The organism is Algibacter ulvanivorans (genome assembly GCF_048381495.1).
Lineage (GTDB): Bacteria > Bacteroidota > Bacteroidia > Flavobacteriales > Flavobacteriaceae > Algibacter_B > Algibacter_B ulvanivorans.
On the sequence record NZ_JBLWGD010000006.1, the window covers coordinates 38,938 to 55,463 of the forward strand.

At 33.1% G+C, this 16,526-nt stretch carries 13 protein-coding genes and 1 riboswitch; all 13 genes read right to left on the reverse strand.

What is annotated here, in order from left to right; translation table 11 throughout:
• Positions 1 to 30 precede the first annotated feature (30 nt).
• The gene (locus ACNG5D_RS13805; RefSeq protein WP_418184114.1) at positions 31 to 1,086 is read right to left on the reverse strand and encodes an NAD(P)/FAD-dependent oxidoreductase; all 1,056 of its coding nucleotides are present in this window, start codon (positions 1,084 to 1,086) and stop codon (positions 31 to 33) included.
• 17 nt (positions 1,087 to 1,103) lie between these two features.
• Positions 1,104 to 1,679, reverse strand: a complete 576-nt coding sequence (locus ACNG5D_RS13810) for a precorrin-2 dehydrogenase/sirohydrochlorin ferrochelatase family protein (RefSeq protein ID WP_418184115.1) — start codon at positions 1,677 to 1,679, stop codon at positions 1,104 to 1,106.
• A gap of 3 nt (positions 1,680 to 1,682) precedes the next feature.
• Positions 1,683 to 2,444 carry a uroporphyrinogen-III C-methyltransferase gene (gene cobA / locus ACNG5D_RS13815; RefSeq protein WP_418184116.1) on the reverse strand — a complete coding sequence of 254 codons (762 nt, stop codon included), beginning with the start codon at positions 2,442 to 2,444 and terminating at the stop codon, positions 1,683 to 1,685.
• A gap of 11 nt (positions 2,445 to 2,455) precedes the next feature.
• Positions 2,456 to 4,543 carry a HEPN domain-containing protein gene (locus tag ACNG5D_RS13820; RefSeq protein ID WP_418184117.1) on the reverse strand — a complete coding sequence of 696 codons (2,088 nt, stop codon included), beginning with the start codon at positions 4,541 to 4,543 and terminating at the stop codon, positions 2,456 to 2,458.
• Between the two features lie 42 nt (positions 4,544 to 4,585).
• Entirely contained in the window at positions 4,586 to 5,833 is a 1,248-nt protein-coding gene (locus tag ACNG5D_RS13825) for a sulfate adenylyltransferase subunit 1 (protein ID WP_418184118.1), read from the reverse strand.
• 128 nt (positions 5,834 to 5,961) lie between these two features.
• Positions 5,962 to 6,867, reverse strand: coding sequence for a sulfate adenylyltransferase subunit CysD (cysD, locus tag ACNG5D_RS13830; RefSeq protein ID WP_418184119.1), 906 nt, complete (start codon positions 6,865 to 6,867; stop codon positions 5,962 to 5,964).
• 10 nt (positions 6,868 to 6,877) lie between these two features.
• Entirely contained in the window at positions 6,878 to 7,498 is a 621-nt protein-coding gene (locus tag ACNG5D_RS13835; protein ID WP_418184120.1) for a phosphoadenosine phosphosulfate reductase domain-containing protein, read from the reverse strand.
• Between the two features lie 12 nt (positions 7,499 to 7,510).
• Positions 7,511 to 7,768, reverse strand: coding sequence for a DUF2061 domain-containing protein (locus tag ACNG5D_RS13840; RefSeq protein WP_418184121.1), 258 nt, complete (start codon positions 7,766 to 7,768; stop codon positions 7,511 to 7,513).
• Positions 7,769 to 7,929: 161 nt separating this feature from the next.
• Entirely contained in the window at positions 7,930 to 8,349 is a 420-nt protein-coding gene (locus ACNG5D_RS13845; protein WP_418184122.1) for an RrF2 family transcriptional regulator, read from the reverse strand.
• A 13-nt stretch (positions 8,350 to 8,362) separates the two neighbouring features.
• Positions 8,363 to 9,535, reverse strand: a complete 1,173-nt coding sequence (locus ACNG5D_RS13850; RefSeq protein ID WP_418184123.1) for a trans-sulfuration enzyme family protein — start codon at positions 9,533 to 9,535, stop codon at positions 8,363 to 8,365.
• 47 nt (positions 9,536 to 9,582) lie between these two features.
• On the reverse strand, positions 9,583 to 12,981 hold the full coding sequence (thrA, locus tag ACNG5D_RS13855; protein ID WP_418184124.1) for a bifunctional aspartate kinase/homoserine dehydrogenase I: 3,399 nt from the start codon (positions 12,979 to 12,981) through the stop codon (positions 9,583 to 9,585).
• A gap of 176 nt (positions 12,982 to 13,157) precedes the next feature.
• On the reverse strand, positions 13,158 to 14,432 hold the full coding sequence (locus ACNG5D_RS13860) for an O-acetylhomoserine aminocarboxypropyltransferase/cysteine synthase family protein (protein WP_418184125.1): 1,275 nt from the start codon (positions 14,430 to 14,432) through the stop codon (positions 13,158 to 13,160).
• A 121-nt stretch (positions 14,433 to 14,553) separates the two neighbouring features.
• Positions 14,554 to 14,677: riboswitch (SAM riboswitch) on the reverse strand.
• A gap of 164 nt (positions 14,678 to 14,841) precedes the next feature.
• On the reverse strand, positions 14,842 to 16,392 hold the full coding sequence (locus ACNG5D_RS13865) for a hypothetical protein (protein ID WP_418184126.1): 1,551 nt from the start codon (positions 16,390 to 16,392) through the stop codon (positions 14,842 to 14,844).
• Positions 16,393 to 16,526: the final 134 nt, after the last annotated feature.

Sequence of the window (16,526 nt, forward strand, 5' to 3'; positions counted from 1 at the left end):
TTTTACCCATATTGGGCTTTTTTATTTTTATTAATTTATAGCTTGTACTACCGCTTTTGGTGCTTCTTTACGAGAGCCATCAAAGCCATCAATACCAGAAACTGTTGTATATTTTAATACGAATTTTTTTCCTGGATTAATAATTTTATATGCGGCTTGACACATTATTGTGGCCTCGTGAAAACCACAAAGAATTAACTTTAATTTTCCTGGGTAAAAGTTACCATCTCCTATTGCGAAAATTCCAGGAATATTGGTTTGATAATCTAAAGCGTTATTAACTTTTATTGCATTTTTCTCGATCTCTAACCCCCAATTTGCAATTGGCCCTAATTTTGGAGATAATCCAAATAACGGAATAAAGTGATCGGTTTCTAAAGTAAATGGCTCTTCATCTTTTTTAGTAATTTCTAAGGCTTCAACCTTATCATCGCCAATAATTTTTGTTATTTCGGCAGGTGTAATTAAGTTAATTTTTCCTTCTCTTTTTAACTCACCAACCTTTTCAACAGAGTCAAGATGACCTCTAAACTCATTACGACGGTGCACAAGTGTTACACTTTTTGCTACATCGGCTAAAAAGATACTCCAGTCTAAGGCAGAATCTCCGCCTCCAGCAATTATCACATTTTTATCGCGATACATTTCTGGTTCTTTAATCATGTATTCTACACCTTTATCTTCAAAATCGACAAGGTTTTCTAGCTGTGGCTTTCTAGGTTCAAAACTTCCTAAACCACTAGCAATAGCAACTACAGGCGCTTGGTGTTGTGTCCCTTTATTTGTTGTAACTATAAATGTCCCGTCTTCTTGCTTTTCAATAGTTTCAGCGCGTTCTCCTAATGTAAACCCAGGTTCGAACTGCTGCCCTTGCTCTAGTAAGTTTTTTGTTAAATCTCCGGCTAAAATTTCTGGAAATCCTGGTATATCGTAAATAGGCTTTTTTGGATATAATTCTGAGCATTGACCACCTGGTTGTGGTAATGCATCAATTAAATGACATTTTAATTTTAATAACCCAGCTTCGAATACTGTAAATAAACCTGTTGGCCCCGCGCCAATTATTATTATATCTGTTTTAATCATTATATATATTCTTAATTTTACTTTTCTATTAGTCCTTTTGTAAATTCGTTTAGTTTTTCTACTTTTTCTTCGAAATTACCTTTTATTGTTTTTCTATATTCGTTTAAATTCTTCACTAAATCGTCTACATTTTCTGGAATAACATCTTCAAAAAACTGACGTAAACGTTTTGCTGTTGTTGGCGATTTTCCGTTTGTTGAAATAGCCACTTTTACATTTCCTTTGGTTACAATACCACCCATATAAAAATCGCAATACGGCGGATTATCGGCAACATTAACCAAAATACTTTTTTGCCTGCAATGTTTATGAACCTTGATATTAACCTTTGGTACATTGGTCGTTGCAACCACAATATGCTTTTCTTTTAAATACTTTTTTTTATATTTTTTTTTTATTAGCGTAACATTTCCTGTCTTAGCCAAAGATACGGTACCTTTTCTAAACATTGGTGATACCATTGTTACACAAGCATCTGGACTAGACTTTAATAAGAACGTTAATTTTTCTTCGGCTACATAACCACCGCCTACTATAAGCACGTTTAAACTTTTAGCTTTTAAAAATATAGGATATAAATTATTTCGTTCCATAATTTAATTCTCTACAAATTTTTTAGCTATTGAATCTAATATTGCTCTTTCTTTTACTACATCTCCAATAACTATTATTGCAGGTGCTGTAAGTTGTTTTTCTTTTACAACTTGCTGAATATTACGAATGGTACCTACACCTACATTTTCGTCATGACGTGTTCCGTTTTGAATAATTGCTACTGGTGTATTTCGTTTATTCTCTGCATAAAACACTTTAACAATTTCACTTAATTTATGCATCCCCATTAAAATAACTATGGTTGCTGTTGATTTTGCTGCTAACTCAACATCGGATGATAATGCATGTTTTTTTGTTGTAGCTGTTACTACCCAAAAGCTTTCTGAAATCCCTCGTTTTGTTAAAGGAATACCTTGATATGCTGGCACGGCTAATGCCGATGAGATGCCTGGTACAACATAGGTTTCTAAGCCAAAGTTTCTAACATAGTCTATCTCTTCTGCGCCGCGACCAAATATAAATGGGTCGCCTCCTTTTAACCGAACTACATGCCCTTTTTCTTTAGCTTTAGTAACTATTAACTCGTTTATTTGTTCTTGCTGAAATGCATAACACCCTTTGCGTTTCCCTACAAAAATAAGCTCGGCATCATTAGAAGCGTATTTAAGTAAAGTCTCGTTTATAAGTGCATCATACAGAACTACGTTTGCAGATTCAATGGCCTTAATAGCTTTAAGGGTAATTAAATCTTCATCGCCTGGACCTGCGCCTACTACGGTTAACTTTGGAGTGTTTAAATTCATTTAATTTATAATTATGCTTCTTGTTGTACTGTTCTAAAAGCTCTTACTGCTGCCAAAAATTTATCTGAATTTGATATATAATTTAAAGCAAATTCTTTTGTTGGTGCGTTTTTATTTATTTGATAAATTAATTCTGCAAACGATGTTCCTAATTCAATTTTTCCGCTTTCAACAAAAAGCTCATCAAATTGTTTAACGATACCAGCGTGTGTATTTGTCTTTTTATTTTCTGCCAACAATAAAGCTTTTGCTGAATTAACTAAAGATTGGTATGCGTAATAAATAGCACTAGAATATACTTGATTTTCAAAAGCTTCTTTGGCATTATCAATTTTTTCTTCGCTTTCAAAAAATAGTGTTGCAATTAAATCGATAACAACACCTGCACACTCACCAATACCAATTTCTTTTACGTATTTTTCTTCTTCACCCCAATCAATAAAATCTTCTTGGGTTAAATTAGTAGCGTCTTGTAAATCGTTTAAGAAATCGTAAAAATATTTTTCTCCTTTTTCTTGATAATATTCAACAAATGGTTTTCCTTTTGCATTGGCTTCAAAATCATTTAAAATTCTACGTAAAGCTTCTGGCCCTCTTCTACTTGGTACTTTTACAACCTTATCGGCAAAAGTTGCATTTCCATCGCCTTGATTTCCGCCACCTAACAACACTTGTAATGCAGGTGCTACTAATTTGTCTGGTGTGCGTACTGTCATGCCTTGAAAACCAATATTTGCCATATTGTGTTGCCCGCAAGCATTCATACAACCACTAATTTTTATAACAAGGTCTTGATTTTTTAAGTATTGCGGATACTCTTCTTTAAGCATACGCTCTAACTCTACAGCTATACCTGTACTACTTGCTATACCTAAGTTACAAGTATCTGTACCTGGGCATGCTGTAATATCTACAGCTTTATTATAACCTGCTTCTACAAATCCTAATTTCTCAAGTTCTTGGTAGAAATATGGCACTAAATCTTCCTTTACAAAAGGAATAACTATATTTTGGCGCAATGTTAAACGTACTTCGCCAGCTCCATATTTATCTACTAAATTGGCTAATAAACGTGCTTTATCTGTATAAAAATCGCCTAATAACACCTTAATTCCAATAGCTACGTAACCTTTTTGTTTTTGCGGTATAAGGTTGGTAGATTTCCATAAGTTAAAAGCCTCTTGATTTTTAATTTCTACCTGCGGTGCTTCAACCGAAACTGGTTTTGAAGCTACATAAGCATCTGCATCAATAGTTACTGTTTTAAACTCTATAGCTTTTTGTTCTTGAGCAATTAATTCTTTAAAAGCCTCTAACCCGATATCTTTTACTAAGAATTTCATTCTTGCTTTAGCTCTACTTTTACGCTCGCCGTAACGATCGAAAACTCTTAAAACCCCTTCCATAATTGGAATAATTTTATCTGTTTCTATAAAATCGTATAACACATCGGCATGGCGTGGTTGAGAACCTAAACCTCCTGCTACTAATACTTTAAAACCACGTACACCGTTTTGTATTTTAGCAATATATCCTATATCGTGTAAGTATGATAATCCTGTATCCTGATCTGTTGATGAGAAAGACACTTTAAATTTACGTCCCATTTCTTGACAAATTGGGTTACGTAAAAAGAATTTATAAAGTGCATCGGCGTAAGGTGACACATCGAAAGGTTCGTTAACATCAATCCCAGCAGTTTCTGAAGCTGTAACGTTTCTAACTACATTTCCGCAAGCTTCACGAACGGTAACCTCATCTTTTTCTAATTCGGCCCAAAGCTCTGGGGTTCTATTTAAATCTACATAGTGAATTTGAATATCTTGACGTGTTGTAATGTGTAAACGCCCACGAGAATACTCGTCTGATACCGCAGCAATTCTACGTAATTGATTGCTTTTTAGTTTTCCGTAAGGTACCTTAATACGAATCATTTGCACGCCTTCTTGACGTTGCCCATATACACCACGAGCTAAACGTAGGCTTCTAAATTTTTCTTCGTCTATTTTACCATTATGAAAAAGCTCTATTTTTCTAGCTAATTCTATGATATCCTTTTGTACTATTGGATTTTCTATTTCTGTTTCAAAACTTTGCATGCTATACCTGACTTTTTCTATTAGAAAAAAATTGTTTTTGTTTTACTGAATAAATCCAGCCCCAACTGTATTATTTGATTGCGGATCGATTATAATAAATGAACCGTTAGTTCTGTGGTTTTTAAACTGATCGTAAAATATGGGTTTGTTTAATTTAAATGATACTGAAGCAATATCGTTTATATTTAAACCTGTTACTTCTTTTTCGATACCCGAATAATCTGGATTAATTTTATGGTTTATTCTATCAACCTTAGCTAACACTTTATTTACGCCGTGCTGAATAATATACTTTCCGCCTGTTGATAACTGATCTGAATCCATCCAACATACATTGGCCGTAAATTGTTTCTCGATGGTTGGTAAATCGTTTTCTTTTACAATCATATCGCCACGAGATACATTAATATCGTTTTCTAAAGTGATGGTTACAGACGAGCGTCTTGATGCCGTTTCGTACTTTTCATCATAGAAATAGATGTCTTTAATTTTAGATCTTGTTTTTGATGGTAATACAATAATATTGTCTCCTACACTTAAATCGCCACCATATACTTTTCCTGCATAACCTCTATAATCGTGAAAACTTTCGGTTTTAGGTCGAATTACATATTGCACAGGGAAACGCGGGGTTCCTGTATTAAAAATATCGGCTTTATCTAATTGCTCTAAATGTTCTAATAACGCTTCGCCTTTATACCAAGGCATAGCTTCAGATTTATTTACAACATTATCGCCTTTTAAAGCACTTACAGGAATAAATGTTATTTTTTGATCCTGGTAGTCTCTTTTACTCATTAATTCTGAAAAATCGGCTTTAATTTTATTGTAAACCTCTTCAGAATAATCTACTAAATCCATCTTATTAATGGCAACTACAACATCTTTAATTCTTAACAAATTATTGATAAAAAAGTGACGATTAGTTTGTTCTATAACACCTTTACGAGCATCAATTAATATAATAGATGCTTGCGATGTTGAAGCACCTGTTACCATGTTACGTGTATATTCTACGTGACCTGGAGTATCTGCAATAATGTAACTTTTCTTTTTTGTTGAAAAATAAATATGGGCTACATCGATGGTGATGCCTTGCTCTCTTTCGGCTACTAAACCATCGGTTGCTAATGAAAAATCTAAGTAGTCGTACCCGCGTTGTTTACTTGTTTTTTCTATGGCTTCTAACTTATCTGTAGTTAAAGATTTTGTATCGTAAAGAATACGCCCAATTAAGGTACTTTTTCCGTCGTCTACACTTCCTGCTGTTGCTATTTTTAATACTTCCATTTTATCTTGGCTGTTGGCCTTTGGCTTTTAGCTGTTGACTAATCTCCGCTTGCCTAATTTTAAATTCTTTTTAGTTTTGCTAAAGGCTAAAAGCCAATAGCTAAAGGCTAAATTTGCTACAGCAAATTTTAAAAATACCCTTGTTGTTTACGTTTTTCCATGGCTGCTTCAGAGCGTTTATCGTCAATACGAGCACCACGTTCTGATATTGTAGAATCTCTAATTTCTTCTACTACTTTTGATATTGATACAGCATCAGACAGTACTGCTGCGGTACAACTCATATCTCCAACGGTTCTAAAACGCACCATTTTTTCTAAAACTTCTTCATCTTCATCTCTGTAAACTACATCATCTTCGGCAGACCAAATCATGCCATCTCTTAAGAATACTTTACGCTTGTGTGCAAAGTAAATTGAAGGAATTTCTATGTTTTCTTTCTCTATATAAGACCAAACATCTAACTCTGTCCAGTTTGAAATTGGAAATACACGTACGTTTTGACCGTGATCTATTTCTCCATTTAACATATCAAACAACTCTGGTCGCTGATTTTTCTCATCCCATTGCCCAAAATCATCACGTACAGAAAAGATACGCTCTTTTGCTCTTGCTTTTTCTTCATCACGACGAGCCCCTCCTATTGCTGCATCAAACTTAAATTCTTCTAATGCATCTAAAAGTGTTGTTGTTTGCAACATATTTCTACTTGCATAACGTCCAGACTCTTCTTTTACTTTACCTTGATCGATAGAGTCTTGCACATTTCTAACTATAAGCTCAAGCCCTAATTCTTTAACCAAACGGTCTCTAAACTCGATAGTTTCAGGAAAATTGTGTCCTGTATCTATATGCATTAATGGAAATGGCACTTTTGCTGGATAAAATGCTTTTACAGCTAACCTTACTAAAGTAATTGAGTCTTTACCTCCAGAGAATAATAGCACTGGTTTTTCAAACTGTGCTGCTACTTCTCTCATAATGTAAATAGCTTCGTTTTCTAGCGAGTTGATATGCGATGTGTCTTTCTTCATAATCTTATTTTTAAGCGTGTAAACCACACTCTCTATTTTCTAATGCTTTTGTTGGATCGAAATATTTAAATTCGTTTGGTAAATTATTTTCTTCTAAGTAGGTATCTAATCTTTCATCAGACCAGAAGTAAAACGGACTTACTTTTAAAACACCATCTTTACTTAAACTAAATATTCCTATACTATTTCTAAATGCTGTTTGCCCTTGGCGCAAATTTGTAAACCACACATTTGGTTTATGCTCGGCCATTGCTCTTTTAAAAGGCTCTAGCTTTACTTGCTCTGTAAACAATGCATGCTCTGGAGCATCAATACTTGGAATTCCCATAACCACATCTCTATGAGCCGATGTTTGTTTTGGTACATATAAAGACACGTTTAAGTTTAAATCTTTTATAACCTGCTCTGCATGCTTGTATGTTTGCGGGGTGTTATACCCTGTATCGCACCAAACTACAGGAATACTAGCTTCTATTTTACTGACTGCATGTAAAATAGCGGCTTCATAAGGCCTAAAATTTGTTGTAACAACGGCTTTGTTATTAAGCTCGAAAGCTTTCTGAATAATTTCAGAAGGTGTTGCTTTTTCAAAGCTTTTATTTAATTGTTCTATTTGAGTTTCTGTAAACATTTTAATTGCTATTTATTTGCCCCATTTAATTGAATTCCAAATGCGTTCGTGAAAAAAGTATAATACCATTTTAGTAACTAACTCTATACCACCAATAGAAAATGCTAAATCTAATTTGCCTGTAATAATCCAAGAAATTAAAATCGTATCTAAAGTTCCGATAGTTCTCCAACTAAGTGATTTAACTACACTTCTAATTGGTTTTTCGTTTGTACTATCCGCTTTATAAGTCGACTTTTCTTTGTCTTTTGTTAACATTTGTGCAATCATTTGTAATTGTTTTATATTAATCCTATCGATTTAGTAGGGATTACAAAAGTAAAACATTTTATAACATAAAAAAGAGAATTAACAACTTTTTAGAATAATGAAGTATTTTTAGGATTAAAAACAGATAATATTATAAAAAAGCGATTTATATTACGAAATTTTCAGCTATTTGTATTTGACAAATCTGCCAAAGTGGTGTTTCTAAACACTTTAAGTGTGTTGTCTCGCACTTGAATCATTAGTTTATGCACACTACAAAGATTCTCATCTGGACAGTCATCACATTTTTCATAGTAATTTAAACTTACGCAAGGCACCATAGCAATTGGTCCTTCTAGAACACGCATAACATCGGTCATTTTTATTTCTGAAGGCTCGTTTCTTAGATAGTAACCTCCATGTTTTCCTTTTTTTGAACCTAAAACACCTGCTTTTCTTAAAGTTAAAAGAATGCTTTCTAAAAATTTTTGTGGTATTTGCTCGTTTTTAGAAATTTCACTTACCCTAACTGGATTTTCGCTTTCAGATTGTGCAATAAAAGTTAATGCCTTTAAGCCGTATTTTGTTTTTTTGGATAGCATGGTGCTAATATAGTTAATTTAATGCCTGTTCCAAATCTGCAATAATATCATCAACATGCTCCAAACCAACCGAAACTCTTACCAAGCCATCGGTAATGTTTACAACCAACCTTGCTTCTTCTCCTAAACTGTGATGGGTTGTTGATGCTGGATGTGTTACAATAGTTCTTGTGTCTCCTAAATTAGCAGAAAGCGAACACATTTTTATAGCGTTTAAAAAACGACGCCCAGACTCTATACCACCTTTTATTTCGAAAGCAACAATATTGCCTCCCAATTTCATTTGTTTTTTGGCAACTTCATATTGCGGATGCGATTTTAAAAACGGATATTTTACCCAATTCACTTTAGAATGCTGCTCTAAAAACCGAGCTACTTTTAGGGCATTTTCGCAATGCCTATCTACTCTTACAGGTAGAGTTTCTAAACTTTTTGATAATGTCCAGGCATTAAAAGGAGATAAAGCTGGTCCGGTATTTCTTGCAAATAAATATATTTCTCGAATTAAATTGGCTTTACCAACTGTTACCCCACCTAACACACGACCTTGTCCATCCATTAACTTTGTTGCCGAATGAATTACCAAATGCGCTCCATGCTTTATAGGTTGTTGTATGTATGGCGTTGCAAAACAGTTGTCTATAATTAAAATAAGATTATGCTTTTTTGCTATGTTACCTAGCAGCTCTAAATCTATAATATCTACAGCTGGATTTGTTGGCGATTCTGCATAAAGAATTTTAGTTTTTGGGGTTATAAATCCCTCAATAGTTTCAGGCTTATTAATATCAAAATAACTTGTTGTAATATTCCATTTTGGTAAATACTTGGTAAACATAGAATGTGTAGACCCAAATACCGAACGTGCAGACACAATATGGTCGCCACTTTCTAGCAAGGCTGCAAAGGTTGAAAAAATAGCAGCCATACCTGTTGCAAAAGCATAACCAGTTTCTGCTCCTTCCATATTACATACTTTTTCTACAAACTCTGTAGTATTAGGGTTTGTAAAACGACTGTATATATTTCGCTCTTTTTCTTCTGTGAATGATGCGCGCATATCTTCGGCATCTTCAAAAACAAAACTAGATGTTAAATATAACGGGCTTGAATGTTCTAAAAATGCTGTGCGCTCTAACTGATTGCGAATGGCGTTTGTTTCGAATTGTTTTTTATGTTCACTCATTTTATTTACTTTAGTCTTTTGGCCGTACTATACCAAAATAGCTATATTTAACTTATATGTTTTGATAACCTTAAAATATCTCCAAAAACGCCTCTTGCAGTAACTTCTGCTCCGGCACCTGCACCTTGTATTACAATAGGTTGCTCGCCATACGATTCTGTAAATATTTCGAAAATGGCGTCACTTCCTTTTACATGCCCTAAAGTACTATCTTCTGGAATAGATACCAATTTAACTTCTAGATTACCTTTATCTTGTGATAAATCTCCAGACAAATCGCCAACATATCTTAAAACATGTCCTTCTTTTTGATTGTCTTTAATTTCTTGATACTGTTCATCTAAAACATGTAATTGAGACAAAAACTCATTAACCGATATATTTTGATATGCTTCTGGGATTAAATTTAATACCGAAACATCTTCAAATTCATTTTGTAAATCTAACTCTCTTGCAAGGATTAATAGTTTTCTTGCCACATCGTTACCAGAAAAATCTTCGCGCGGGTCGGGTTCGGTAAAACCCTTATTAACAGTTTCTTGTATAATTTCGCTAAACGGTTTATCTTCTACAGAAAAGTTATTAAATAAATAACTTAAAGTACCAGAAAATACACCTCGAATTCGGGTTATATTTTCACCAGATTCATGTAATAGTTTAATAGTGTCAATTAGCGGTAAACCTGCACCTACAGTTGTTTCATACAAATACTGCTTATTATTTATAGCTAGCTGCCCTCTTAATTCCTTATAAAAATCATGCGAAATCGTGTTTGCTATTTTATTAGACGATACTAAATCGAAACCCGCTTCAATTAAAGGTATGTAATTTTTATAAAATATAGAACTTGCCGTATTATCAACCGCTATTAAATTTTCAAGATGATGGTTTTTAGCATACGTTATCACATCATCAACAGAACTTTCATAAGCACTATATTTTATAGCATCTTCCCAGTTAGATTCTGCTCCATTTTTATTTAAAATAAGCTTTTTAGAATTCGCTATTGCAAAAATATTTAGGTTGATACCTTTACGTTTTTCTATATCGTTTTTAGACTTTAAAATTTGATTTATTAAGGCTCCGCCAACACCTCCATGACCAAAAATAGCAATGTTTATCTTTTTTGAAATACCAAAAATTTCACCATGAATTACATTTACTGCTTTATGAAGCTGCGATTTTTTAACTACCAAACTCACATTTTTACCAGTAACCGTATTATTGAAAAGTAATGGTGTAATTTGATTTTTTATTAAAGCATTAAAAGGTTTATGAAATGAGCTTAACTCTATACCAATTATAGAAATTACAGCAACATCATCAACCACATCAATTTTATTAACATCTTGCGAATAGAAATCGCTTTCAAACTCACGTTCTAAAGCAATGACGGCTTGAGTTGCTTGATCGGCATCGATAATTAACCCTATACCACGTTCAGACGAGCCTTGAGATACAATACTTACACTAATACCATATTTACTTAAAGCGCCAAATATTCTGGCATCTACACCTATTTTACCTAATAATCCTCGACCTTCTAGATTTATTAGCGCCACATTATCCAAAATAGATAACGATGTAACCTCTTTTGTACTTGGTCTGGCTGTAATTAGCGTACCCACATCATTCGCATTAAATGTATTTAAAATACGAAGGTTTATATTTTTTTCTACAAGCGGTATTATGGTTTTTGCGTGTAACACCGAAGTACCAAAATTTGCGAGCTCGTTTGCTTCGCTAAACGACAACTCTCTAATTTGTTTTGCATCGGGCACCAAATTAGGATCGGCTGTATAAATACCGCTTACATGCGTATAATTTTGTAGCTCTTCGGCATCTAAAAAGTTAGCCAATAAAGCCGCTGTGTAATTACTACCATTTCGGCCAAGAGTAGTAGTTTCGTCCTTTAAATTTGAAGCAATAAAGCCTGTTACCACATGAACTACTTCTTTATTTTTATTAAAATAACTTTGAGTATTTTCTTTTGATATTTTTGATAAAGGCTGCGCATTACCAAAGGTTTCATCGGTTTTTATAAGTGCTCTCGAATCTGTTGCTTTAGCTGCAACACCTTGTAAATTTAACAAACTAGATATAAGCTTAATAGACAATAACTCGCCTTGAGCTAAAATATTATCTTTTGTTTTTTTGCTATAATCTCTTAACAAACTTACACCTTCAAACAACTTATCTAACACAGAAAACTCTTCAGAAAAATCAATTTCTTTAAAAGGTGCTATTTGGTAGTTTTTAAAAGCTTGTAGTTCTTCTTGATATGGTTCTCCTTTTAAAGCTTTGTTTAAAATAGCCTCTAAATCATCGGTTGCCGATCCTCTGGCCGATACCACCACGCTTATACGCTCTCCAGCTTCAACTTTATTTTTTATAATTGAAAGTACTGTTTCTAAGCCTTTTCCGTTGGCTAAAGATTTACCTCCAAATTTTAATATTTTCATAGGTTTTCTTTTAGAATATGGCACAAAAATGCCTTCAATAATTTTTTCTAATTGCTCGTATTCCATTAAAAAGGCATCGTGCCCGTGTACCGAATGTATTTCGTTATACGTAACATTTGGGTGTGTTAAAGCAAGTTGTTTGTGTGTTTCTCTGTTTTCTTCGGCTGTAAAAAATAAATCGGAATCGACTCCAATAATATGAATTTTTGCCTCAATGTTTTCAAGCACATTAAAATTACTAGATCTTCCTTTTGTAACATCAATAGTTTTTAATAGCTGATTCATTAACTTGTAAGCAGATAACTGAAAACGCTCTTGTAATTTTTTACCATGGTGCAACAGCCAACTTTCTACATTAAAAATTTCTAAATCGTCGTTTTTAGAACGCTGAAAACGTTCTTTAAAAGACTCTGGAGTACGATAACACAGCATTGCATGCATTCTGGCATCATGTACTGGGTGTTTAGAGTTTAACAGGAATTGCTCTTGAATTTGACAATTAGCAATCAACCAATCTGTCGATTTCCAATCGGTAGCAACAACTATTAAATGCTCGGAAAAATCTGGTTCTAAAACTGCCATTTCCCATGCTATACCACCGCCTAAAGACCCTCCAATGGTAGCAAATAATTTACCTGTGTTTAATTCTTTTAATCCTATTAAAAAAAGTTTTGCCACATCACGAGCAACAAAATCTTTATAATTATCTATAACAAAACCATCAAACCCATTTCCAGGAATATTAAAAGACAAAACGGTATACAATTTAGTATCGATAACCTTATTATCGCCAACCAAATCTTTCCACCAACCGTTATCTCCTGCCACCTCACTATTTCCGGTTAAAGCATGATTTACTAAAACAACAGGCGCACTACCTAATGTTTTTCCAAAAACCTGATAACTTAACTTTATTTCTGAGTTAGTAACACCACTTTCTGTAGTAAAATCTTTTAAAATTATATGTTTTAATGGATGCTTCAATGTTTATATATATTTGGGCGTTACCACAAGGGTCGGGCTTTGCGTTACAAGTCCTCGCACCTCCTACGTCGGGCTGTGGGCTATCCACTTCAATCCCTAACGCGGGTTAGTTTGCCAATGTTTTTAATTAAACTTAACCTGCAAGATTATTAAAACCTTACAGGTTAACTTTTAGTTTAAATTGTTTTAAAGGCTTCTAATAAATCGGCTTTTAAATCGTCTATATCTTCAATACCAACAGACAAACGTATTAAATCTGCCCCAACTCCGGCTGATGCTTGTTCGGCCTCATCCAATTGCTGGTGTGTTGTACTTGCAGGGTGAATAATTAAAGATTTAGTATCTCCAATATTTGCTAATAAAGAAAATAGCTTTGTATTATCAGCAATTTTCTTTGCTGCTTCAAAACCGCCTTTATGCCCAAAGGTAACAATACCACTTTGGCCTTTTGGTAAATATTTATTAGCTAAATCGTTATATTTACTACTTTTTAAACCAGGATAATTTACCCAAGCAATTTCATCTTGTGCTTCTAACCATTTTGCTAATTCTAAAGCATTTTCGCTATGTTGCTTAATTCTAACAGGCAATGTTTCTAAGCCTTGAATAATGTTAAAAGCATTGGTTGGGCTTATAGCGCCACCAAAATCTCTTAATCCTTCAAGAATTAATTTATACGTATACGATGCAGCACCTAAAGTTTCATGATATTTTAAACCATGATAACCAGCCGATGGCTCTGTAAACTCTGGAAATTTACCATTTGCCCAGTTAAATGTTCCTGCATCAATTATAGCTCCACCTAACGATGTACCTTGCCCGCCAATATATTTAGTTAACGAGTGTATAACAATATTTGCTCCATGTTTTATTGGGTTTAATAAAGCTGGTGTAGCAACTGTATTATCTACAATAAAAGGCACCTCGGCTGCTTTAGAGTGTTCTGCAATAGCTTCTAAATCTAAAACATCTAATTTTGGGTTTCCTAAAGACTCTACAAAAAATGCTCTGGTATTATCTTGAACAGCATTAGCAAAGTTATCTGGGTTTGAAGCATCAACAAATGTCGTTGTAATACCCAACCTTGGTAAAGTTACGTTTAATAAATTATATGTACCTCCATATAAACTGCTTGATGCTACAATATGATCGCCAGCTTTTAATAAGGTTAACAACCCTGTTGCAATAGCCGCTGTACCCGAAGCAAAAACTACGGCTCCAATACCTCCCTCTACAGCAGCTAAACGCTCTTGTAAAATTTGGTTAGTTGGGTTATTTAAACGGGTGTAAATAAATCCTAATTCTTGTAACGAAAATAGGTTTGCAGCATGATCCGAATCGTTAAAAACATACGATGTGGTTTGGTAAATAGGCACCGCTCTAGTACCTGCGTTTGTTTTTACGTCGTGCCCTGCGTGTAATGCGTTTGTTGCTAATTTTTGATCGCTCATTTTTCTAGTTTTTTTTGAATTAATAAATTAATACAAAAGTTAGTTATGCTAAACTTTAGCTTACTTAATAGAAAAATGTTAAAAAGAGATTATAAAAAATTACCTTAAAGTAATTTAATTGTGGTTATCTATCCAAACACCAATAAATGAATTGGGTTTAAGTAGAATTTAGCACCTTCTTTAATAAGTTTAAAGGGTTGCTAAGGCTTCAACGGGTCTAATCCCTCCGCCTTTCTTGATAACATTTCAATACGTGTGTTGAACTTTTGTGAGTGCAAATATTGAATGAGAAAAATTAATATCCAAATTTTTATGAATATTTTTTACATTAAGTTTTCTTTTTAAAAAAAGCTGCACCTTAAGCTAACCCGCCATAATTAATACAAGTACTAGCAGGCAAAACTTAAATTTATTGTTTTAATTGCTTAAACTTATTTCTAATAATATCGCCTATAGTTTGGCTTTCAATTTTAGACTCTAACCAAGAAATAATATCTAAATACAAAAACGAACGGCTTTGATATGGGTCGTTTTCAAACTCTTTTAATTTTTTATGTAGTTTAATAAATTCGCCCTTTACCTCATGCGGATAAATATCGCCTAAACCACGTAAAAATTTAATAAATTCTTTTTGCACTTCGTATAAGTCTTCCATTTTAATTAAAAACTTATAGGTGCTTTTAATTAAAGTATCTAAATTATAATCTAACCCAGCTTCGTAGTGCGCCACTAAGTTTAAAATTCTAGAAAAACATAGTAAGTCTTCGCGCATTTGTAATGATTTATTACTTATTATTTTTTCTAAATAATAAATACATTTTTTATTATCGGCAGCACCAAAATACATGCTTGCAATTTTATAGTAAAACACCATAATATGATGCTCGTCAATTCTGTTTTTGTAATCTTCTAATCTATCTAAAACCTCATCAATAAGCGGAAGCCCTTCTTGAAAACTACCTTCTATAAAATGTAAATTAAACTTATTATTATATATGTACAAGAAGGCCAAACCATCAATATTATCATCCGTTGGAAACCATTTTTCTTTAGTTAAATTTTCAAGTTTTGATAATGAAAACTTAAATTTCTCGTACTGTCTTAAATAATATAACGACTCTAGTAAATAATGGTTACCCTTTAAAAAAAACACCGGGTTTAAAGCAATCATATCTTTATTATCATAAAATAAATCTACCCACTTTGATGCGTATTTATAACACGCCAAAAAATCGACCGTTAAAAAGCTATACCATAAATACGATTTATAAAGCCAAAGTTTTTCTCTAAAACCAAGCTTATTAATATTATATTTAGGTAATCTATCGTTAAAATATTTTGTTATTATTTGGTAGTCTTCATCATTTTTTATGTAACCCATTTTTAAAAACAAACCATATAACTGCAACGATAAATTAGAGAGTTTACTAGCCAAAACATTTTGCAAACTAAGCGATTTAGCTTGAATAGTAAGCTCGTCTGCACGACTACTTATACTTCTAGTAATGTACTGAGACTCTATAACTTTTTCTAACTCAACAATTTCGTAAGCTGCATTTTTTTCTTCGTTAGATATGGCTAAGTTTTTAGCTTTATCTAAAATTTTTAAGCTTTGTTTATAAAGCCCTTTATGGTATAAAATGGTAGCAAAATCTAACTGTTCTCTAATTTGAATACGGATATCTTGGTGTGATGGATTTAACCGTAAGCTAATTAAAATTTGTTTATATAAATGCGCTTTTAAATTTGATAACTGCTGTTTTTTAACAATTCCTTTTTTTAAAATTACAGCTTCATCATACACAGAAAGCTTATCAAGGATATTGAAAAGCATTAAGAATTTCGAGTCTTCATTAACCCCCAATCTGCCCACATAAAGCTTAAATTGTCTTTTTTCCGATTTAGACAACGATTTTATTAACACAAATAAATTATCTTTTTGCTCTTTTGTTATAGTCATAAAAACAGTATTATAAAACTGATTTTCAATTATTTAACTCGTTTTACACACAGTTAAACATCGTAATATTTACGTATAAAGTTCTGCATTTAGAAAAGCAAAATATAAATTCGTATAACAATACGAAAATATAT

Coding starts and splice junctions, on each gene's coding strand:
- ACNG5D_RS13805 (WP_418184114.1), bottom strand. CDS start 1,086: ATGATTAAAACAGATATAATAATAATTGGCGCGGGGCCAACAGGTTTA.
- ACNG5D_RS13810 (WP_418184115.1), bottom strand. CDS start 1,679: ATGGAACGAAATAATTTATATCCTATATTTTTAAAAGCTAAAAGTTTA.
- cobA (WP_418184116.1), bottom strand. CDS start 2,444: ATGAATTTAAACACTCCAAAGTTAACCGTAGTAGGCGCAGGTCCAGGC.
- ACNG5D_RS13820 (WP_418184117.1), bottom strand. CDS start 4,543: ATGCAAAGTTTTGAAACAGAAATAGAAAATCCAATAGTACAAAAGGAT.
- ACNG5D_RS13825 (WP_418184118.1), bottom strand. CDS start 5,833: ATGGAAGTATTAAAAATAGCAACAGCAGGAAGTGTAGACGACGGAAAA.
- cysD (WP_418184119.1), bottom strand. CDS start 6,867: ATGAAGAAAGACACATCGCATATCAACTCGCTAGAAAACGAAGCTATT.
- ACNG5D_RS13835 (WP_418184120.1), bottom strand. CDS start 7,498: ATGTTTACAGAAACTCAAATAGAACAATTAAATAAAAGCTTTGAAAAA.
- ACNG5D_RS13840 (WP_418184121.1), bottom strand. CDS start 7,768: ATGATTGCACAAATGTTAACAAAAGACAAAGAAAAGTCGACTTATAAA.
- ACNG5D_RS13845 (WP_418184122.1), bottom strand. CDS start 8,349: ATGCTATCCAAAAAAACAAAATACGGCTTAAAGGCATTAACTTTTATT.
- ACNG5D_RS13850 (WP_418184123.1), bottom strand. CDS start 9,535: ATGAGTGAACATAAAAAACAATTCGAAACAAACGCCATTCGCAATCAG.
- ACNG5D_RS13860 (WP_418184125.1), bottom strand. CDS start 14,432: ATGAGCGATCAAAAATTAGCAACAAACGCATTACACGCAGGGCACGAC.
- ACNG5D_RS13865 (WP_418184126.1), bottom strand. CDS start 16,392: ATGACTATAACAAAAGAGCAAAAAGATAATTTATTTGTGTTAATAAAA.